Annotated in this window: 14 protein-coding genes and 1 tRNA gene; 6 read left to right on the top strand and 9 right to left on the bottom strand. The window is 72.7% G+C overall.

Annotated elements, in window-relative coordinates; genetic code table 11:
- Window positions 1–37 precede the first annotated feature (37 nt).
- The 6 genes from BKA18_RS14735 to BKA18_RS14710 all read right to left on the bottom strand — a co-directional run bounded on the left by BKA18_RS14735 (window position 38) and on the right by BKA18_RS14710 (window position 4,863).
- Window positions 38–562: a hypothetical protein gene (locus BKA18_RS14735; RefSeq protein ID WP_366048401.1), complete on the bottom strand. Its 525-nt coding sequence runs from the start codon at window positions 560–562 to the stop codon at window positions 38–40.
- An 80-nt stretch (window positions 563–642) separates the two neighbouring features.
- Window positions 643–1,230, bottom strand: a complete 588-nt coding sequence (pth, locus tag BKA18_RS14730) for an aminoacyl-tRNA hydrolase (protein WP_096213677.1) — start codon at window positions 1,228–1,230, stop codon at window positions 643–645.
- Window positions 1,231–1,370: 140 nt separating this feature from the next.
- A complete protein-coding gene (locus BKA18_RS14725; protein WP_006605139.1) occupies window positions 1,371–1,964 on the bottom strand; it encodes a 50S ribosomal protein L25/general stress protein Ctc in 594 nt (197 codons plus the stop codon).
- Between the two features lie 190 nt (window positions 1,965–2,154).
- The gene (locus BKA18_RS14720; protein ID WP_006605140.1) at window positions 2,155–3,129 is read right to left on the bottom strand and encodes a ribose-phosphate diphosphokinase; all 975 of its coding nucleotides are present in this window, start codon (window positions 3,127–3,129) and stop codon (window positions 2,155–2,157) included.
- Window positions 3,130–3,202: 73 nt separating this feature from the next.
- Window positions 3,203–4,660, bottom strand: coding sequence for a bifunctional UDP-N-acetylglucosamine diphosphorylase/glucosamine-1-phosphate N-acetyltransferase GlmU (glmU, locus tag BKA18_RS14715; protein ID WP_366048402.1), 1,458 nt, complete (start codon window positions 4,658–4,660; stop codon window positions 3,203–3,205).
- 131 nt (window positions 4,661–4,791) lie between these two features.
- Window positions 4,792–4,863, bottom strand: a tRNA-Gln gene (locus BKA18_RS14710).
- 331 nt (window positions 4,864–5,194) lie between these two features.
- Between BKA18_RS14710 and BKA18_RS14705 the strand changes: the two genes are divergently transcribed.
- Window positions 5,195–6,718 carry a sensor histidine kinase gene (locus tag BKA18_RS14705; RefSeq protein ID WP_366048403.1) on the top strand — a complete coding sequence of 508 codons (1,524 nt, stop codon included), beginning with the start codon at window positions 5,195–5,197 and terminating at the stop codon, window positions 6,716–6,718.
- Between the two features lie 16 nt (window positions 6,719–6,734).
- Here BKA18_RS14705 and BKA18_RS14700 read toward each other — a convergent pair whose 3' ends face one another.
- Together BKA18_RS14700 and BKA18_RS14695 are read right to left on the bottom strand one after the other, a co-directional pair.
- Window positions 6,735–7,295: an SUKH-3 domain-containing protein gene (locus BKA18_RS14700; protein ID WP_006605143.1), complete on the bottom strand. Its 561-nt coding sequence runs from the start codon at window positions 7,293–7,295 to the stop codon at window positions 6,735–6,737.
- Between the two features lie 8 nt (window positions 7,296–7,303).
- The gene (locus BKA18_RS14695; protein ID WP_006605144.1) at window positions 7,304–7,816 is read right to left on the bottom strand and encodes a YwqJ-related putative deaminase; all 513 of its coding nucleotides are present in this window, start codon (window positions 7,814–7,816) and stop codon (window positions 7,304–7,306) included.
- Window positions 7,817–8,136: 320 nt separating this feature from the next.
- Between BKA18_RS14695 and BKA18_RS14690 the strand changes: the two genes are divergently transcribed.
- The 4 genes from BKA18_RS14690 to BKA18_RS14675 all read left to right on the top strand — a co-directional run bounded on the left by BKA18_RS14690 (window position 8,137) and on the right by BKA18_RS14675 (window position 14,325).
- Window positions 8,137–9,144 carry an SMI1/KNR4 family protein gene (locus BKA18_RS14690; RefSeq protein ID WP_040899078.1) on the top strand — a complete coding sequence of 336 codons (1,008 nt, stop codon included), beginning with the start codon at window positions 8,137–8,139 and terminating at the stop codon, window positions 9,142–9,144.
- Window positions 9,145–9,149: 5 nt separating this feature from the next.
- Window positions 9,150–12,008 (top strand): SUKH-4 family immunity protein, encoded by a 2,859-nt coding sequence (locus BKA18_RS14685; RefSeq protein WP_366048404.1) that lies wholly within the window; start codon window positions 9,150–9,152, stop codon window positions 12,006–12,008.
- A 265-nt stretch (window positions 12,009–12,273) separates the two neighbouring features.
- Window positions 12,274–13,209: an LCP family protein gene (locus BKA18_RS14680; protein WP_366048407.1), complete on the top strand. Its 936-nt coding sequence runs from the start codon at window positions 12,274–12,276 to the stop codon at window positions 13,207–13,209.
- A gap of 177 nt (window positions 13,210–13,386) precedes the next feature.
- Complete coding sequence (locus BKA18_RS14675; protein WP_366048405.1) at window positions 13,387–14,325, top strand: coiled-coil domain-containing protein; 939 nt, start codon at window positions 13,387–13,389, stop codon at window positions 14,323–14,325.
- A 17-nt stretch (window positions 14,326–14,342) separates the two neighbouring features.
- On the opposite strand, the gene BKA18_RS14670 is transcribed toward BKA18_RS14675, so the two are convergent.
- The gene (locus tag BKA18_RS14670) at window positions 14,343–15,950 is read right to left on the bottom strand and encodes an MFS transporter (RefSeq protein ID WP_429638329.1); all 1,608 of its coding nucleotides are present in this window, start codon (window positions 15,948–15,950) and stop codon (window positions 14,343–14,345) included.
- 218 nt (window positions 15,951–16,168) lie between these two features.
- On the opposite strand from BKA18_RS14670, the gene mfd reads away from it, so the two are divergent.
- Window positions 16,169–19,774 carry a transcription-repair coupling factor gene (gene mfd / locus BKA18_RS14665; RefSeq protein ID WP_366048406.1) on the top strand — a complete coding sequence of 1,202 codons (3,606 nt, stop codon included), beginning with the start codon at window positions 16,169–16,171 and terminating at the stop codon, window positions 19,772–19,774.
- Window positions 19,775–19,834 lie beyond the last annotated feature (60 nt).

Below are 19,834 nucleotides of genomic sequence, written 5' to 3'. Positions count from 1 at the left end.
CGGAGAGGACGGGCCGCCGTCGTATCTGCCCCGTGCCCTACATCGCCGCGAAGGCCGCGCCCAGCAACACCGCCCCCAGCAGGCCCATCACCCACGCCGTACGCCGCAGCCGCATGCCTCCGGCCACCACCAGCGCCGCCAGCAGCAGCGCCCCGGCGAACGGCACCCACGCATGCAGAATCCCGGCCGGCCCGGTCCGCACCGCATGGGTCGTGCCCGGCTCGACGGTCACCTCGACCTGCTCGCCCTTGGCGGGCGCGGCCGCCTGTGCGATCGACACCTTCGCCCGCCGTTTGCCGTCACCGCCCGTCGGCCGGTACGGCCCGGTGCACTGCTTACCCGCACACGCCGAGACCGTCATCATCCCGCGCTCCCGCGCCTTGACGAGCATCGCGTACTGCGCCGTGTGCCATGACGTCCACACCCCCGCCACCAGCAGCAGCGAGGCCAGCAGACCCATCACGACGATCCGGGCGACGAGCAGCGCCCCATAGGCGCTCTCACCGACCCGGCGGGTACGACTGCGTCTGACCGAACGGGTGCGCGTGCTGCTTTTGGGCATGGCGGCGATCCTTGGCCATGCACCAGCGCCCGGTCAACCTCCGACAACGGTTCGTCAGCGCCTGACCCCCGCTGTCCCATTCAGGAGTTGTACGTACTCTGCGCCCGTTCCAGACCGTCCACGATCAACGTTTCCACCGCATCCGCGGCGCGGTCCACGAAGTAATCCAGTTCGCGCCGCTCCGCCGAGGAAAAGTCCTTCAGCACGAAATCCGCCACCTGCATACGGCCCGGCGGACGCCCGATACCGAACCGCACCCGGTGATACTCCGCGCCCAGGGATTTCGTGATCGACTTCAGACCGTTGTGACCGTTGTCACCGCCGCCCAGCTTCAGCCGCAGCGCACCGTAATCGATATCCAACTCATCATGAATGGCAATGATGTTGGCGACCGGCACCTTGTAGAAATCCCGGAGTGCGGTGGTCGGCCCGCCCGACACATTCATGTACGACGACGGCTTCGCCACCACCACCCGCCGGCTTCCCGGCCCCGGCGCACCGCAGCGGCCCTCCACCACCTGCGCCCGCGCCTTGTGCGCCTTGAAACGGCCCCCCATCCGCTCCGCCAGCAAATCCGCCACCATGAACCCCACGTTGTGGCGATTTCCCGCATACTCCGGGCCCGGATTACCCAGCCCCACGACCAGCCACGGATCCGCGTCCGACATTTCCGTCACTCCCACATCCCGCCGACCGCCGCCGGCCCCGACCGCAATTGCCCATGAAACAGGCCAACCGCCGCCCCGCACCCAAAGGCACGCGGCAGCGGTTGGACGACTCGCTGAGAAATCTACCCAGCAGAGGCGACTCAGGCCTCGGCGGCCTCTTCGCCACCCTCGGCGGCCTCCTCGGCCGGCGCCTCGGCCTGCGCGGCGATGACCTGCACCACGACGGCGTCGTCCTCGACGGCCAGCGAGGAACCGGACGGCAGGACGATGTCCTTGGCCAGCACCGAGGAACCCGCGTCCAGGCCCTCGACGGAGACGGTGACCGACTCCGGGATGTGGGTGGCCTCGGCCTCGACCGGCAGGGTGTTCAGGACGTGCTCCAGCACGAGCTGGCCCGGGGCGAGGTCGCCCTCGACGTGGATCGGGATCTCGACGGAGACCTTCTCGCCCTTCTTCACGGCGAGGAAGTCCACGTGGACCAGGAACTGGCGGATCGCCTCACGCTGCACGGCCTTGGGGATGACCAGCGCGCTCTTGCCGTCGAACTCCAGGCGGATCAGGGCGTTCGGCGTCTTCAGCGCCATCATCAGCGCGTGGTTGTGGATCGCCACGTGCTGCGGCTCCGCGCCGTGGCCGTAGACGACGGCCGGAACCAGGTCGGCGCGGCGCGCACGACGGGCGGCACCCTTACCGAAGTCGGTACGGACCTGGGCGGCAAGCTTGACCTCAGCCATAACAGCACTCCTCGTATCGCAGAAACATCTGGTGGGCGTCACCCGGCCCACGACAGACCTGCTACGAAGAGCGCGTCGATAACGGACAGCCACCACAAAGGGCGGCCTCCCTCGCCGAGCAACTCGATGAGTCTACCCGGCCGGGAGGCCGCCCCAAAGTCGATCAGTGCCGGCTAGCGCACCGGCCCGCTCACTGCTCCTCGAAGAGGCTCGTCACCGAGCCGTCCTCGAACACCTCACGGAGCGCCCGGGCGATCGTCGGCGCCATCGACAGCACCGTGATCTTGTCCAGCTCCAGCTCCGACGGCGTCGGCAGGGTGTTGGTGAAGACGAACTCGCTGACCTTCGAATTCTTCAGCCGGTCCGCGGCCGGGCCCGAGAGCACACCGTGCGTCGCCGTCACGATCACGTCCGACGCACCGTTGGCGAACAGCGCGTCCGCCGCGGCGCAGATCGTGCCACCGGTGTCGATCATGTCGTCGACCAGGACGCACACCCGGTCCTTCACATCGCCGACGACCTCGTGGACGGTGACCTGGTTCGCCACGTCCTTGTCGCGCCGCTTGTGCACGATCGCCAGCGGCGCACCCAGCCGGTCGCACCAGCGGTCGGCGACCCGTACCCGGCCGGCGTCCGGCGAGACCACCGTGAGCTTGTCGCGGTCCACCTTCGCGCCCACGTAGTCCGCGAGGACCGGCAGCGCGAAGAGGTGGTCCACCGGGCCGTCGAAGAAGCCCATGATCTGGTCCGTGTGCAGATCCACGGTCACCACACGGTCCGCGCCCGCGGTCTTCATCAGATCCGCGATCAGCCGCGCCGAAATCGGCTCCCGGCCGCGGTGCTTCTTGTCCTGCCGCGCATAGCCGTAGAACGGCACGACCACGGTGATGCTGCGGGCCGAAGCCCGCTTCAGCGCATCGATCATGATCAGCTGTTCCATGATCCACTTATTGATCGGAGCGGTGTGGCTCTGAATCAAAAAGCAGTCCGCGCCACGTGCCGATTCCTGATAGCGGACGTAGATCTCGCCATTGGCGAAGTCGAAAGCCTTCGTCGGGACCAGGCCCACACCCAGCTGGTGCGCGACCTCCTCGGCAAGCTCGGGGTGGGCGCGGCCGGAGAAGAGCATCAGCTTCTTCTCGCCGGTCGTCTTGATCCCGGTCACAGCAAATCTCCTCGAATCACAGTTTGCGTGCGCTCATCAAAGGTACGCCCCGCACGGCGCACCCCTTGCACGATCACCGCTCGCCCTCGGATTCCTGACGAGCGGCCGAAGCCGCCTGCGCGGCGGCGCTTCCGGGCCGCTTGCGCGCGACCCAGCCCTCGATATTCCGCTGCTGGCCACGCGCGACCGCCAGCGAACCCGGGGGCACATCCTTGGTGATGACCGAGCCGGCTGCCGTATAAGCGCCGTCCCCGATCGTGACGGGAGCCACAAACATGTTGTCCGAACCCGTCTTGCAATGTGATCCGACCGTGGTGTGATGCTTCGCTTCACCGTCGTAGTTCACAAAGACGCTCGCCGCACCGATATTGGTGTACTCGCCGATCGTGGCATCTCCCACATAGGACAGATGCGGAACCTTTGTGCCCTCGCCGATCGTGGCGTTCTTCATCTCCACGTACGTGCCGGCCTTCGACTTCGGACCAAGATCCGTCCCCGGCCGCAGATATGCATAGGGGCCGACATTCGCGCCCTCGCCGATCCGCGCACCCTCCGCGACCGTGAAAGAGGCCACCGCGCCCGCGCCCACCGACGTGTCCGTCAGCCGCGAATGCGGGCCCACCTCGGCACCGGTGGCGAGGTGCGTGGTGCCCAGCAGCTGGGTCCCCGGGTGCACCGTGGCGTCCGGCTCGAACGTCACCGATACGTCCACCCAGGTCGACGCCGGGTCCACCACCGTCACGCCGGCGAGCATCGCCCGCTCCAGCAGCCGCTCGTTCAGCAGCGCACGCGCCTGGGCCAGCTGTACCCGGTTGTTGATCCCGAGGATCTCGCGGTGATCGGCGGCCACCGCGGCGCCCACGCGGTGCCCGGCCTCGCGGACGATCCCCAGCACATCGGTGAGGTACTCCTCGCCCTGGCTGTTGTCCGTCCGCACCTTGCCCAGGGCGTCCACGAGCAGCCGGGCGTCGAAGGCGAACACCCCGGAGTTGATCTCTCGGATGGCCCGCTGGGTGTCGGTGGCGTCCTTGTGCTCGACGATCGCCGTCACCGCGCCGTGGCCCGCCTCGCGCACGATGCGGCCGTAGCCGGTGGCGTCCGGGACCTCGGCCGTGAGGACGGTCACGGCGTTGCCGTCCGTGGCGTGGGTGTCGCTGAGCTGCTTGAGGGTCTCGCCGGTCAGCAGCGGGGTGTCGCCGCAGACCACGATCACGGTGCCGTCGAGGGCGACACCGCTCTGGCTCAGCTCCTCCAGCGCCGTACGGACCGCATGGCCGGTGCCGTTCTGCTCGTGCTGCACGGCGGTGCGTACGGCGGGGTCGGCCTCGGCGAGATGGGCCCGCACCTGCTCACGGGCGTGGCCGACGACCACGACGAGGTGTTCGGGGTCCAGCTCGCGGGAGGCGGCGACGACATGTCCGACGAGGGAGCGGCCGCAGAGGGCGTGCAGGACCTTGGGGGTCGCCGACTTCATGCGGGTGCCCTCACCCGCTGCGAGAACGACGACGGCTGCCGGGCGGTTGGCGCTCACGGGGATGCCCTTCGGCTTCTTGGCTACTTCGGGTGGTGGTCACCCGAAGGATACCGGTGCGTATTGCAGCCGAAACGCGTGCGGGTCCTGACGTGGTGGTCAGGACCCGGAAATTGCCTGCTATGTGTGTGCTCCCCTGCCAGGACTCGAACCCGGACATAAGGCACCAAAAGCCTCAGTGCTGCCAATTACACCACAGGGGATGGTAGGGCGAACCACACCGGACAGTGCACCGGTCCGGTCGCTCGGCCTCCCACACTATGCCGTACCGCCCGCCTCCGATGCGACGGTATAGCGCTTCAGTTCGCCGCAGCCGGATCACCGGGCGGCCATGATCCCCTCCGGGTTGCCGCTGTGCGCGGCGAGGCGAGGGGGTGCGGGAGCAGGGTGGCGCGCGAGCATACGGGGCGGACGTGCCAGGGGTGTCGAAATGCGCGTGATTTTATAGTTCGCGGGAATTCCGGGGGTAAGGCCTGGTAATGGGCTGCGCAACTCCTAGGGGGATCCCGCACGGGCGCCCGTAGGCTGGTCGGCATGACCGCGACGGGGGCAAGTGAAGAAGGCGTGGGCGCGCGGGGTGCGCCGGAGAGCGGGCCGTGGTGGTGGGCCCGGCGGCGGAGTGCCGTACTGGATGTGTTTCTGGCGGCGGCATCCGCGCTGGAGTGTGTGGCCGAAGGAACCAGCTTCGCGGACGAGGCGCAGCTGCCCGAACTGCTCGGGCTGCTGCTGGGTCTGCTGGCGGGGTCGGTGCTGTTGGTGCGCCGGCGGTGGCCGGTGGCGGTGGTGCTGGTCTCGATCGCCGTGATGCCCGCCGAGATGGGCGGAATGCTGGGCGTGGTGGGGCTGTACACGCTCGCCGCGTCGGATGTGCCGCGCCGGATCACCGCGTTGCTGGCGGGGATGACGGTGGTGGGGACGTTGGTGACGACGTACCTCAACGTGCAGCAGGAGATGGCCGAGCAGCAGGACTTCCATCCGCCGGTGTGGTTCGCGCCGGCGCTCTCGGTGGCGATGGGGCTGCTGCTGACGGCCCCGCCGGTGCTGTGGGGCCTGTACATCGGGGCCCGGCGGCGGCTGGTGGAGAGCCTGCGGGAGCGGGCCGACGGTCTGGAGCGGGAGCTGTCGCTGCTGGCCGACCGCGCCGAGGAGCGGGCCGAGTGGGCCCGTAACGAGGAGCGCACCCGCATCGCGCGCGAGATGCACGACGTGGTCGCGCACCGGGTGAGCCTGATGGTGGTGCATGCAGCCGCGCTGCAGGCGGTGGCGTTGAAGGACCCGGAGAAGGCGTCGCGGAACGCGGGGCTGGTCGGCGACATGGGACGCCAGGCGCTGACCGAGCTGCGGGAGATGCTGGGGGTGCTGCGTACGGCCGAGGGGGCGGCGGTGCGGGGCGCTTCGGCGTCGGGTGCGCCCGAGCGGCTGGCCGCAGTGGCTTCCCGGGTCGGCGCGAAGGCGACGGACGCGAAGGCGACGGAGCGGGAACGGCCCGCGGAGCTGTCCGGGGTCGGGGCCGCGGCGGAGTCCTCGTCCGCCGGGCCGTCATCCGGTGGGGCGCCGGTCCCGGAGCAGCGGGCGGGGGAGGCGGAGGTCGAGGGGCCCTGCCTCGCGGAGCTGGCGGATCTGGTGGGGCAGTCCCGGGCGGCCGGGATGGTCGTCGAGCTGCTGGTGAGCGACGCCGCCGAGGCCGCCGAGGAAGCCGAGGCCGCCGAGATCGATGCGGAGGTGCCGGCGGTCGATGCCGGGCGCCGGTATGCGGCGCGCGTGGAGCGGACCGTCTATCGGGTGGTCCAGGAAGCGCTCACCAATGTGCACAAGCATGCGCCGGGTGCGCAGGCGCGGGTGCGGCTGGCGCACCGGGACGGCGAGCTCGCGGTCCAGGTGGAGAACGGCCCCGGCGAGAGCGACGCGGCCGGTGCCGGGCTGCCGAGCGGTGGCAACGGCCTGGTGGGGATGCGGGAGCGGGTGACGGCGCTGGGCGGCGTGTTCGTCTCCGGCCCGACCGAGGCCGGCGGCTTCCGGGTGTCGGCGGTGCTGCCGGCGGCCCGGGTGGCGGCCTGAGCACGCCGGAGCCGGCTCACTCGGCCGCAACCGCGTGCGGCGCCAGCCGCGTGGGCCGGCTCCCCAGCACCAGCATCCCCAGCGCGGTGTCGAGGTCGGGCCCCAGGTACCAGTCACCGGTGTGGTCGAGGCTGTAGATGCGGCCCTCGGCGTCGATGGCGAGGGTGGCCTGGCCGTAGGTGGTGCCGTCGGGGCCGGTGAGCTCCTCGCGGCCGAGCGGGGCCACATCGGTCTCCAGGGCGCGGCCGAGGTCGCCGAGGGTGCGGGCGAGGTGGAGGCCGTGCAGGGGATCGAGCACGAAGGGGGCGGGCGCGATATGGCGGCCGGGCCCGGGGCCGTTGATGTGCAGACCGCCGAATTCGGCCCAGGCCTCGACGGCGGCGGGGAAGACGGTGTGGCGGTGGCCCGCGGGCGAGGTGTGGGCGCGCAGGGTGTCGGCCCAGTGTTCCGCCTGCTTTATGTCCCAGCGGCCCGGGCGCCAGCCGGCGTCCTGGAGGGCGACGTCGACGGCGGCGGGGAAACGGGTGGAGTCGCCGCGGTCGTGGGCGGCGGTGCGCGGGCCGGGGGTGGTCGGCATGGTGACGGTCAGCTTCCTGTGGGCGTCGCGCCGATGGGCATGACGCCGAAGTGGGCGAGGAGGGCGTCGCAGGAGCGGCAGGGCGGGGCGTAACTGCCGTGCTGGGGATCGCCGTCCTCGCGGATGTGGCGTGCGGTGATCTTGGAGTGTTTCAGGGAGCGGCGGGCCTCGCCGTTGGTCAGGGGCTTGCGGGAGGCGCGCTTGCCGCGGTTGGCCTCGACGGCGGTGAGGTGGCGGGAGAGCAGGACCGCTTCGGGGCAGCGCCCGGTAAAACGTTCGCGCTGTGCGGTGGCGAGGGTGTCGAGGAAATCCTGGACCAGGGGGTGGAGCGTGGGCGGCTGTTCCGCCTTGCTCGCGGTGCAGGTGAGGGTTTGTCCGCGTACTGACAGGGCGGCGCCGATGGTGGGGAGGATGCCGTCGCGGCGGTGGTGGAGGGCGGGCGCGCGATGGGTGTCGGCGGTGCCGCTCCAGCCGATGCGGGGGTCGCCGGCTGAGTTGTGGTGGCGTGCAGTGGTGCTCATGGTGGTGCTTTCCCTCCCCGAATCCCCGTGGTACTGGGGGTCCCCCCGCCCAAGGTGGGGGAGGGTCAGCCTGCCAAATGTGCTGGGTGTTGTGGTAGTCGGGCGCCCTGTCGATGATCTCACGAGGAGCTGACGGGGCGTCGGCCGCGAGGAAACGAGGCTGGTCGGCGGGGTGGTGCGCGGGGGGCTCGGGGGTGGTGGGGCGGCGGGTGACGTCGGTGTGTCGCCGGGCTGACGTGTGGGGGACGGGGGCAGTGGAGGGTGGAGCCGTACGGCTTAGGCTGTGCTGCAAAGCCAGCTTCAGCCAGGGGGCAACCGCGATGACGACAGGTCGGCAAGGGCTGGGGGCACTCCCCGGCCCCCGCGCGGCGGGACATGCCGCGCCACCGAATACGGCCTATGCCGGACAGGTCGTGCATTTCCCGGACCCGGTCCGCGCCGCGCGGTACCCGGCCGGGGTGCGGATGGACGAGCGCGGTTTCCCGGAGTTCACGCCGTATGCGCGCGCCGCAGCGGAGATCGCCGAGCCGCCGGAGGGCTTCGGCGTCGACGAGCTGCGCCTGACGGACTACGTCTCGGCGAATGCCGCGCTGCACGCGCAGGGGCACGAGCTGTGGATAGATGTGCCGGCGGTGGCGACACCGCACGGCTGGACCTGGCACCACGTGGCCGGCACCCGGCGGATGGAGCTGGTCCCGGTCGAGGTGAAGGCGCTGTTGCGGCATCACGGCGGGCTGGCGACGGCCGCGGTGGCGCACGACCGGCGCGGCACCCGGCCGTTGCAGGAGACCCGGCCGGCCCATTTCGGGCTGCCGCACCGCGATCTGTCGGTGGGTGAGGAGCAGCTGGCGCAGGCCGAGGAGTCGTTGGGCTACCGGCTGCCGGAGGCGTACCGCGCGTTCCTGAAGGCGGCGGGCGGGTGCGCGCCGGTGGGCACGGCGCTCGACGCGGAGTTGGGGCTCCTGGTCGACCAGCCGTTCTTCACGGTGCGCGACGACGCGGCGGTCAACGATCTGGTCTATGTGAACAAGTGCCTGCGGGACCACTTCACCAAGGACTATCTGGGGGTGGCGTTCGTGCAGGGCGGTGTGGTCGCGGTGAAGGTGCGCGGCGAGGCGCTCGGTTCGGTGTGGTTCTGCCCGTACGACGATGCCCGGGATCAGGACGGCTGGACGGTGCAGGAGCGGGTGGAGCGGCTGCTGTTGCCGTGCGGCGCGGACTTCGACGACTTTCTGCTCCGGCTGGCGGGCGATCCGCCGGAGCTGGAGACCGTGGCCAACCTGATGGTCGACGGCGGTTTCGCGTACCAGGTTGCGGTGGGGGGCTGAGCACGGTGGTGACGTTCGCGCAGGCGCAGGAGCGCGCGGAGCAGTGGGTGAACGGCGAGGTGCCGCCGCACCTTCACCGTGCCGTCCAGGTACGGGAGTTCGACCTGGGCTTCGTGGTCTGGGCCGAGGACCGGGAGGCCGGGCCGTCGACGGGCGGCGGCCGGGCCCGGCTGGTGATCGCACGGGACAGCGGGGAGACCACGCTGTGGCCGGGGCTTCCGGTGGGCGAGGTGATCCGGCGTTACGAGGAGCACTACGGCGCCCCTGCGGACGGCGGGTACGCCGCGCCGGAGCCGCCACAGCGGATCGATCTGGAAGCCACCTCGTTTCTGCTGACGCCGCCGGAGTGGCTCCAGGAGGCGGCGGACGCGCGGGGGCGCGCGGACCGGACGGGGGCGGGAAGCACGGGGGCCGCGGGCGCGGTCCCGACGCCGCCGCCCGCTGCGCCGCCCGCGGACGCCTGGGCCGAGGTGAACGTCAACGCCGCCGACGGCGGGCCCGCCCGGGACGGTGCGGGCCCGGACACGGGTGCCGGCTCGCCCGGTTCCGGTGCGCCGGCCCCATGGGCCGGGACGGACACGACGCACGGCGCGGGGGCCGAGGACCGCTCGGTGGGGCTGCCCCAGACGGTCTTCGCCCCGCCGCTGGCCGCGTTCGACGAGACGGACGACACCCCCTCGGTGCCGCGGGCCCGCCCGGAGGCCAAGACCGAACTGCTCCAGGGCGGAAGCCAGTTGCCGCGTACGCAGGTCGCGCCCGCGCTGGAGCTGCCGGACGGGTCCGGGGCCGACGGCGATCCGGCGGGGCGGCCGCGCCCGGCCGGCGGGCCCGACGGCGGTGCGCTGCCGCCGCCGATGCCCACCGCGCCGCCGGCCGCCGCGGGGCTGTCCGCGCTGCCGCCGCCGTCCGGTCCGCCGGTCGCCGATGTCCCGCCCCCGCCGGGCGCCGGTACGGCCGCGGCGGCGGGACCGGGCGTCCCCGCTCCGCCGGCGCCGCCCGCACCGCCCGCGGGCGGCGGGGTGCATGCCGCCGCGACGATGCTGGCCGACGGCTCGGCGCTGCCCGGTAACGCCGCCGCGGGCCCGCCGCCGCCTCCCGGTCCCCCCGGCGCGCGCCGGGGCGGTGCACCGCAGCAGGCGGCGGAGGCCCCCCGGGCCGAGGTGCCCCCGACCGGCGGACCGGCGGCGTCCGGCCCCGGCGCGTCCGGTGCCCCGGCCGGTGGTTACATCCCGACGCAGCTGGTGTCGCAGCTGGACGCGGCGGACGTGGATCTCAGCGCGGTGGACGGGCCGGACGGGGCGGGGACGCCCGACGGTGCCGGGGCCCCCGGTGACACGGGTTCCCCCGCCGCCGGCGGCCCCCGCTCCGGCGGGGTGCATGCCGCCGCGACGATGCTCGCCGACGGTGCGTCCCTGCAGGCCGGCCTCGGCGCCGCGGGCGGCCCGGGCGCGGCCGGCGGCCCCGGTGTGCCGCCGCCCCCTCCGGGGGTGCCGGGCGCGCCCAAGCCGCCCGGGCCGCCCGGGAAGCCCGGCGCGTCCGGGAAGCCCGGCGCGTCCGCGGGTGGTCAGGGCCCCGGTGCTCAGGGTGGTCCGCCCCCGCCGCCGGCCCCGCCCGCCGCGGGTGGCGGGGTGCATGCCGCGGCCACGATGCTCGCCGACGGCGCCGCGCTGTCCGTCGGCCCGGGCGGCCCCGGTGCGCCGGGCGTGCCCGGGATGCCGCCGGCGGCCGGTCCGGGCGTGCCCCCGCCGGGCGTGCCCACGGCCCCGCCCGGCCCGCCGCCGGCCCCGCACGGTGCGCACGGCGCCGGTGCGCCGGCCGCCGGTGGCCAGGGTTCCGGCGGCCCCGGTGCGTACGGCTACCCGCAGGCGCCCAGCGGTCAGCCGACCGTCGGCCCCGGCTACATGGCCGTCCTGAGCTATCGCGCGCCGGACGGCTCCGAGCAGAAGATCGTGCGCCGCTCGGCGCCCGGTACGCCGCATCCGGAGTGGCAGTTGCTGCACGAGCTGCGCGCGCTGAACGTGCCGCCGCAGCAGGTGCTGGAGCTGCACACCGAGCTGGAGTGCTGTGATCTGCCGGGCGGTTACTGCGCCCGGATGATCCGGGACAACTGGCCACAGGTGCGGATCAGCCACACCGCCGCGTACGGCCGCGACCACGCCTCGCGGCAGCAGGGCGTACGGCATCTCGTCGAGCACCAGGGCGAGTTGCACCAGGTCGCGGACGGTCCGGCGCGGCCGGCGCCGGTACGGGTGCCGTTGCCGCACCCCGCGCAGGTACAGCCGATACCGCCGGTGCCGCCGCAGATGATCGGGCAGGAGCTGGAGCAGGCCTTCGGGCCGCAGGGGATCTTCCGTTTCGAGCAGCGGGCGGTCTCGCGGCAGGGGGTGCCCGATGTGGTGGCCCAGATGCTGGTGTGGGCCGGACTGCCGGTCGACTTCGGGCCGTTCTTCTGGGCGCAGGCGCAGCCGGGCCGCCCGGTGCCGACGCTGGCGGAGCTGGCCGCCGAGCGCATGGTGCAGCCTGCCTCGGACGCCGGTTCCTATCTGGTGATGGGCAACGACTTCGGCCGTCAGCTGTGTGTGCAGTACGGGACCGCGCACATCGTGGCGGTGCCGATGGAGGCCGGGCCGGGCGGTGCGCCGGCGACGCCGCAGTTCGTGAACTCCGGGCTACCGGAGTTCGTGCGCGCGCTGGCGATGCTGGGGCGGATGTGGCGGCTGCGGTACGGGCTGACACCGGAGCAGGCGGGCCGCTGGACCGTCGACTTCCAGGCACAGCTGGTCGCGCTGGACCCGCCCGCCCTGGGCTCGCCGGAGACCTGGTGGTCGGTGCTGCTGGAGCAGATGTGGGACGGGCTGCTGTAAGGCCTGCCTCGGGGCGCCGCTGACCGGCGCCGGGGTGACCCGCGCCGGCGCCGGCGGGCCAGGCCGGCGCGCTCGACCTGCGGACCCGGTCGGGTGCCCCGACCATGCGTATATGGGCCGTCCGATACCCCCGCCGCCCGGTACGTCGTCGCCGACGACGTACCGGGCGGCGCGCGCACGGTGGTGGCACCGCCGGCGGGTGGCCAGGTGGCTGGGGGCGCCCGGTCCGCCCCCGGGCCGGTGGTCGTGGCTCCCCCCGACCCTGGTGACCCTGCTGGTGCTGGTGATCCTGGTGGTCGCGGGCGGGGCCTGGCTGTACATCTGGGCGGAGGGCAATCTGCGGCATGTGGCCGCGCTGGGCGATTACGCCGGGCGGCCGGCCGCGGGCAAGGGCACGAACTGGCTGCTGGTCGGCTCGGACAGCCGCAGCGAGCTGACCCCGCAGCAGCGCCGGGACCTGCACGTCGGCAACGGCCGGGTGCAGAACACCGACACGATCATGGTGCTGCACTCCGGCGATCACGGTCCCACCCTGGTCAGCCTGCCGCGGGACAGCTATGTGCCGATACCGGGCCACGGCAGCCGGAAGATCAACGAGGCCTTTGCCGACGGCGGACCGCAGCTGCTCACCCGAACGGTGGAGCAGGCGACCGGGCTGCGCATCGACCGCTATGCCGAGGTGAGCTTCCTGGGGCTGGTGCAGGTCGTGGACGCGCTGGGCGGGGTGCGGCTGTGCCTGGACGAGCCGCTCAAGGACGAGAAGTCGGGGGCGGACTTCCCGGCCGGCTGCCGGCGCATGAACGGCCCCCAGGCGCTGGCGTACGCACGGGCCCGCTATGCCGACCCCAACGGGGACCTCGGACGGGTGAAGCGCCAGCGGCAGCTGATCGGCGCGGTGGCGGACGGGATGGCGTCCTCGGACGTGCTCCTCGACCCGCCCCGGTCCAAGCGGGTACTGGATGCCGCGCTGGCGGCGCTGACCGTGGACGAGGACGCGGATATGGCCGAGTTGCTGGGTATGGGCAGGTCGATGCGGCAGATCGCCGGGGGCGAGGGGACGGCGACGACGGTTCCGGTGGTGCGGCCCGGGGTGATGGTCGGCGGTGTCGGCTCGGTGCTGCCGTGGGAGGAGAACGGGGCGAGCCGGTTGTTCCAGGCGCTGCGCGAGGATGATCGGATTCCGACTTCTGCCGATAAATAACGCATCCTGTGGGGTGGGTTGGGTGGAGTGTCGTGAAGGTGATGCTTCGAACCGATCCCATGGGAAGTGCGGGTCATTGCGCGGAGAGGGGCTTGAAGGATGAGTGCATCGGTTTCGCCTCACGGGTTCGAGACCGTACGAGGGCGTGGCTACCGGACGGAGGATGTGGACCGCCGTGTGGAGGGACTCTCGGTCGATCGCGACTCCTGTTGGGAGCGCGCCGCACGGCTCACCGTTCTCTCCCACGAGATGGAGGCCGAACTCGCCGAGCTGCGCGACTATCTGGCGCACCTGCCACCGCAGACCTTCGAGTCCCTCGGCAGCGAGGCCCGGCTGATCTTCACGACCGCGGAGTCCGAGGCGGCACGGCTGCGGAACGAGGCGGAGAAGGAGGCCCGGCGGGTCGGCGACGGGGCCGCCGTCCACGCGGACGAGGTCCAGGACGCGGCCGAGCGGGCGGCGTACGCGCTGCGCACCGAGGCGGAGGCCTGGGCCAGGCGCACACAGGAGGCGGCGCGGGGCGAGGCCGCCGAGCTGGCGGTCGCGGCGGCCAAGGAGGCCGCGCAGGTGCGGGACGACGCGGCCGAGGCGCTCTCGCAGGTGCGCGCGCGGACCGCGCAGTTGCTGTGCGACCAGGAGAAGCGGCAGTCCGAGGAGTGGGACGCGGCCGGGCGGGAGCAGGCGGAGCAGGAGGCGGAGACCGACCGGCTGCTCCTGGAGCTGGACGCCCGGGGGAAGGCCTCCCGTGCCGAGGCCCAACGGCTGTACGCGGAGGCCGAGGAGGAGGCCCGGCACCGCCAGGAGGACGCCGACAGCCGCGCCGCCGGCATGCTGGCCCAGGCCCGCGCCGAGGTGGAGCGCATCGAGCGGGCCACGGAGCGGGCCGTGGCCGCCCATGACGCGGAGCGGGCCGAGGTCCGGGTCCACATGAACCACGTCCGCAACAGCCTGGCGGCGCTCACCGGGAAGACGCCGGTACCGGAGGAGGACGGCGCGGGCACGGCACAGGCGCCGGACGGCGGACGCGGCTCCCGCCCCGGCCGGTCGCCGCGCTCCGACGACGAGGACACCGTGGAGACGCAGGTGCCCCGCACCCGCGGCAGCGCGGACTCCTGAGCCCGCCCGCCGGCCCGTCAGGTCCCGCCCGGCTCGCCCTCGCCCGCCGCGCGGACGTCGGCGTGCACCGGGAAGCGCCGCGGCGCCAGCACCAGCAGCGCGGTCAGCGCGAGCGCGGCGGCCGCGGCGGCGCCGAGGTAGACGTGGTCGACGGTGGCATCGACGGCACGGCGGAGATAGTCGGTGGCGTGCGCGGTGAGCGCGCCGGGGTGTTCCAGCGCGCGCGAGACCGCGTCGAGGTCGTCGGGCAGGCCGCGGCGGATGCCCGAAGGGGCCTGTGCGAGACGGTCGTTGAGGGTGGCGTTGGCGAGCGCGCCGAAGAGCGCGGCGCCGAGGGACTGCCCGACCTGGCGGCAGAAGAGTATGGAGGCGGTGGCGGTGCCGCGCTCCGGGTAGCCGACGGAGGACTGGACGCCGATGATCAGCGGGAGCTGGAAGAGGCCGAGGGCCGCGCCGAGCGCCAGCATGATCAGGGCGGGCTGCCAGGCCGCGCCCGGATACGGCAGCAGCGGGAAGGCGAGCAGGATCAGACCGGCCGCGGCGATGCCGAGCACCGCGCACGTGCGGATGCCGAGGCGGTTGTAGACGTGGCTGCTCAGGGCGGCCGAGACCGGCCAGCTCAGGGTCATCACGGAGAGCACGAAGCCGGCCGCGGTCGGGCCCAGGCCCAGTACCGCCTGTGCGTAGGTCGGCAGGAACACCGTCGGGGCGACCATCAGCAGACCCAGGGCGCCCAGGGAGAGGTTGACGGCACTGATGGTGCGGCGGCGCCACACCCAGCCGGGGATGATCGGTTCCGCGGCCCGCCGTTCGATGAGCACGGTGAGCGCCGCACCGAGGGCGCTGCCGGCGAACAGCAGCAGCGACGGCACGGAGCACCAGGCCCAGGCCACCCCGCCCTGGACCAGGGCGGTCAGCAGCAGCCCGCCGGTCGCGAAGATCGCCAGGGCGCCGGGCCAGTCGACCCGGGGGCGGCGGGCCGTGGCGCGCTCCGGGCTCCGCTGCGGCTCGGCGAAGTGCCGCACGATCAGCCACAGCGCCACCGCCCCCACCGGCACATTGATCAGGAAGATCCACCGCCAGCCGGCCCCGGCGGCGAGCAGCCCGCCCAGCGCGGGCCCGGCGACCGACGAGGCCGCCCAGACGCTGGAGAGCCTGGCCTGGATCCGGGGGCGGTCGCGCATCGGGTAGAGATCGGCGGCGATGGTCTGCACGGTGCCCTGGAGGGCGCCGCCGCCCAGGCCCTGCACCACGCGGAACGCGATCAGCGCCGCCATGTTCCAGGCGCCCGCGCAGGCCAGTGAGCCGGCGAGGAAGAGCACGATCCCGGTGATCAGGATGGGCTTGCGGCCGAAGGTGTCGGAGAGCTTGCCGTAGACGGGCAGGGTGACGGTGACGGCCAGCAGATAGCCGGAGAACAGCCAGGAGAAGACCGCGAAGCCGCCGAGGTCGCCGACGATCTGCGGGACGGCGGTGGCGATGATCGTCGAGTCGAGCGCGGCCAGCGCCATGCCGAGCATGAGGGCGGCGACGACGGGGCGGGGCGGCGGGCCCGCGGGCGACGGGCCCGCCGTGTGCAGGGCATCGCGTCCACTGTGGCCGGTACGCCTCGTGCTTCCGCTCACCGTTCCCCCTCCGAAGGTCGTTGTACCGTGCACCCTTCCATGCGGGCACCGGGGGAGGGAACCGCGCCCACGCGCAAGGGGACGCTCGCGGCCAGGTCACCGGGCAGTCCCGGGTTCCGGTCCGGCCGGGCGGCGGGCGGGCGTACTCTTGGCAACCCCGGCCCGTGAGACGTGTCGGGCTGCTGTGTTGTTCGCCTCGCTGGGACGGAACCCTTTTCATGAGCCTGACTGGTCTGCTCGACGCCGTCGTACAGGACCCGGCGCTCGCCGAAGCGGTGCAGGCCGCGGCCGACGGAAAGCGGCCGCACGTGGATCTGGTGGGGCCGCCGGCCGCCCGCGCGTTCGCCGTCGCCGCGCTCGCCCGGCAGGCCGGCCGCCCGGTGCTCGCGGTGACCGCCACCGGCCGGGAGGCGGAGGACCTCGCCGCCGCCCTGCGCAGCCTGATGCCGGCCGGCGAGGACAACTCCGTCGTCGAGTTCCCGTCCTGGGAGACGCTGCCGCACGAGCGGCTCTCGCCGCGCTCGGACACCGTCGGCCGGCGCCTCGCGGTGCTGCGCCGGCTCGCCCACCCGCGCCCGGACGACCCCACGGCCGGCCCCGTCTCCGTCGTCGTCGCCCCCGTCCGCTCGGTGCTCCAGCCGCAGGTCAAGGGGCTGGGCGAGCTGGAGCCGGTCAGCCTGCGCACCGGCCAGAGCGCCGATCTCGAAGAGATCGTCGACGGCCTGGCGGCGGCTGCGTACGCACGCGTCGAGCTGGTCGAGAAGCGCGGCGAGTTCGCCGTCCGCGGCGGCATCCTGGACGTCTTCCCGCCGACCGAGGAGCACCCGCTGAGGGTGGAGTTCTGGGGCGACGACGTCGAGGAGATCCGCTATTTCAAGGTCGCCGACCAGCGGTCCCTGGAGGTCGCCGAACACGGCCTGTGGGCGCCGCCGTGCCGGGAGCTGCTGCTGACCGAGGACGTCCGCGCCCGCGCCGCCGCCCTCGCCGAGCGCCACCCCGAGCTGGGCGAACTGCTCGGCAAGATCGCCGAGGGGATCGCGGTGGAGGGCATGGAGTCGCTCGCCCCGGTCCTCGTCGACGAGATGGAGCTGCTGCTCGACGTGCTGCCGGCCGGGAGCATGGCGGTGGTCTGCGACCCGGAGCGGGTGCGGACCCGCGCCGCCGACCTGGTGGCGACGAGCCAGGAGTTCCTGCAGGCGTCGTGGGCGGCGGCCGCAATGTCCAGCACGGACGAAGTCCGTTCCGTAACGGGCGGTGGTGGGCGACGGGCGGGCGCCGGTGGGGGAGCGGCCCCGATCGATGTGGGCGCGGCGTCCCTGTGGGGCATCGCCGACGTCCGGGACCGGGCCCGTGAGCTGGGCATGATGTGGTGGTCGGTCTCCCCCTTCGCGGCCGACGAGGACCTGACGGCGGACGGCGACACCATCAAGCTGGGCATGCATGCCCCCGACACCTACCGCGGCGACACCCAGCGCGCGCTCGCCGACACCAAGCAGTGGCTCGCGGACGGCTGGCGCACGGTCTACCTCACCGAGGCGCACGGACCCGCGGCCCGTACGGTCGAGGTGCTCGGCGGGGAGGGCATCGCCGCCCGCCTGGACGGCGACCTCCCCGAGATCTCCCCCTCCGTCGTCCATGTCTCCTGCGGCTCCCTCGACAACGGCCTCATCGACCCGGGGCAAAAGCTCGCCGTCCTGACCGAGACCGATCTCTCCGGCCAGAAGGCGGCCGGCAAGGACGCGGCCCGGATGCCGGCCCGCCGCCGCAAGACCATCGACCCGCTGACCCTCCAGGCCGGCGACTTCATCGTGCACGAGCAGCACGGTGTGGGCCGCTACCTCGAAATGGTGCAGCGCACGGTCCAGGGCGCCACCCGCGAGTACCTCCTCGTCGAGTACGCGCCCGCCAAGCGCGGCCAGCCCGGCGACCGCCTCTACATCCCCACAGACCAGCTGGAACAGGTCACCAAGTACGTCGGCGGCGAGGCCCCCACCCTGCACCGGCTCGGCGGCGCCGACTGGACCAAGACCAAGGCCCGCGCCAAGAAGGCCGTCAAGGAGATCGCCGCCGACCTCATCAAGCTCTACTCGGCGCGGATGGCGGCCCCCGGCCACACCTTCGGCCCGGACACCCCCTGGCAGCGCGAGCTGGAGGACGCCTTCCCGTACGCGGAGACGCCCGACCAGCTCACCACCATCGCCGAGGTCAAGGAGGACATGGAGAAGTCGGTCCCCATGGACCGCCTGATCTGCGGCGATGTTGGATACGGTAAAACTGAAATCGCTGTGCGAGCGGCCTTTAAAGCCGTCCAGGACGGCAAGCAGGTCGCCGTCCTCGTCCCGACCACGCTGCTCGTCCAGCAGCACCACGGCACCTTCACCGAGCGCTACGGCCAGTTCCCCGTCAACGTCAAGGCGCTGTCCCGCTTCCAGACCGACAGCGAGGCCAAGGGCGTCCTCGACGGGCTGCGCGAGGGCTCCGTCGACCTCGTCATCGGCACCCACCGGCTGTTCTCCTCCGAGACCAAGTTCAAGGACCTCGGCCTGGTCATCGTCGACGAGGAGCAGCGCTTCGGCGTCGAGCACAAGGAGCAGCTGAAGAAGCTCCGCGCCAACGTCGACGTCCTGACGATGTCCGCCACCCCCATCCCCCGCACCCTGGAGATGGCGGTCACCGGCATCCGCGAGATGTCGACGATCACCACGCCCCCCGAGGAGCGCCACCCGGTCCTGACCTTCGTCGGCCCCTACGAGCAGAAGCAGATCGGCGCCGCCATCCGCCGTGAACTCCTGCGCGAGGGCCAGGTCTTCTACATCCACAACCGGGTGGAGTCCATCGACCGCGCCGCCGCCCGGCTCCGCGAGATCGTCCCCGAGGCCCGCATCCAGACCGCGCACGGCCAGATGGGCGAGTCCCAACTGGAACAGGTGGTCGTCGACTTCTGGGAGAAGAAGTTCGACGTCCTGGTCTCGACGACGATCGTCGAATCGGGCATCGACATCTCCAACGCCAACACCCTGATCGTCGAGCGCGGCGACAACTTCGGCCTCTCCCAGCTCCACCAGCTGCGCGGCCGGGTGGGCCGCGGCCGCGAGCGCGGTTACGCCTACTTCCTCTACCCGCCGGAGAAGCCGCTCACCGAGACCGCCCACGAGCGGCTGGCGACCATCGCCCAGCACACCGAGATGGGCGCGGGCATGTACGTCGCCATGAAGGACCTGGAGATCCGCGGCGCGGGCAACCTCCTCGGCGGCGAGCAGTCCGGCCACATCGCCGGCGTCGGCTTCGACCTCTACGTACGGATGGTGGGCGAGGCGGTCGCCGACTACCGCGCCTCCCTGGAAGGCGGCGTGGAGGAGGAGCCCCCGCTCGAAGTCAAGATCGAACTCCCGGTGGACGCCCATGTCCCGCACGACTACGCGCCCGGCGAGCGGCTGCGCCTCCAGGCCTACCGCGCCATCGCCTCGGCCGCCTCGGAGGAGGACATCGCGGCCGTCCGCGAGGAGCTGACCGACCGCTACGGCAAGCTGCCCGAACCCGTCGAGAACCTGCTGCTGGTCGCCGGCCTGCGGATGCTTGCCCGCGCATGCGGGGTCTGCGACATCACGCTCCAGGGCGCCAACGTCCGCTTCGGTCCCGTGGAGTTGCGCGAGTCCCAGGAGCTGCGGCTCAAGCGGTTGTATCCGAGGACGGTCCTGAAGCCGGCCGCGCAACAAGTTCTTGTTCCGCGGCCTACGACGGGGAAGATCGGCGGCAAGCCGGTGGTTGGGCGCGAGCTGCTCGCGTGGACAGGGGAGTTCCTCTCCACCATTTTGGGCTCGTAGGCCCCCCTTCCCACGTTGTCGGCTGCGGCGCCGTGCCTCGTCTGTTGGTTCTTTTCGCCT

The organism is Streptomyces auratus, from assembly GCF_050433025.1.
In the GTDB taxonomy this organism is placed as follows: Bacteria; Actinomycetota; Actinomycetes; order Streptomycetales; family Streptomycetaceae; genus Streptomyces; species Streptomyces sioyaensis.
The sequence above is the reverse complement of the archived record's forward strand: the minus strand, read 5'-3'. Positions and strand labels throughout refer to the sequence as shown.

Bases quoted from the DNA above. Each gene is read 5' to 3' on its own strand.
- BKA18_RS14735 (WP_366048401.1), bottom strand. From the start codon at position 562: ATGCCCAAAAGCAGCACGCGCACCCGTTCGGTCAGACGCAGTCGTACC.
- pth (WP_096213677.1), bottom strand. From the start codon at position 1,230: ATGTCGGACGCGGATCCGTGGCTGGTCGTGGGGCTGGGTAATCCGGGC.
- BKA18_RS14725 (WP_006605139.1), bottom strand. From the start codon at position 1,964: ATGGCTGAGGTCAAGCTTGCCGCCCAGGTCCGTACCGACTTCGGTAAG.
- BKA18_RS14705 (WP_366048403.1), top strand. From the start codon at position 5,195: ATGACCGCGACGGGGGCAAGTGAAGAAGGCGTGGGCGCGCGGGGTGCG.
- BKA18_RS14700 (WP_006605143.1), bottom strand. From the start codon at position 7,295: ATGCCGACCACCCCCGGCCCGCGCACCGCCGCCCACGACCGCGGCGAC.
- BKA18_RS14695 (WP_006605144.1), bottom strand. From the start codon at position 7,816: ATGAGCACCACTGCACGCCACCACAACTCAGCCGGCGACCCCCGCATC.
- BKA18_RS14690 (WP_040899078.1), top strand. From the start codon at position 8,137: ATGACGACAGGTCGGCAAGGGCTGGGGGCACTCCCCGGCCCCCGCGCG.
- mfd (WP_366048406.1), top strand. From the start codon at position 16,169: ATGAGCCTGACTGGTCTGCTCGACGCCGTCGTACAGGACCCGGCGCTC.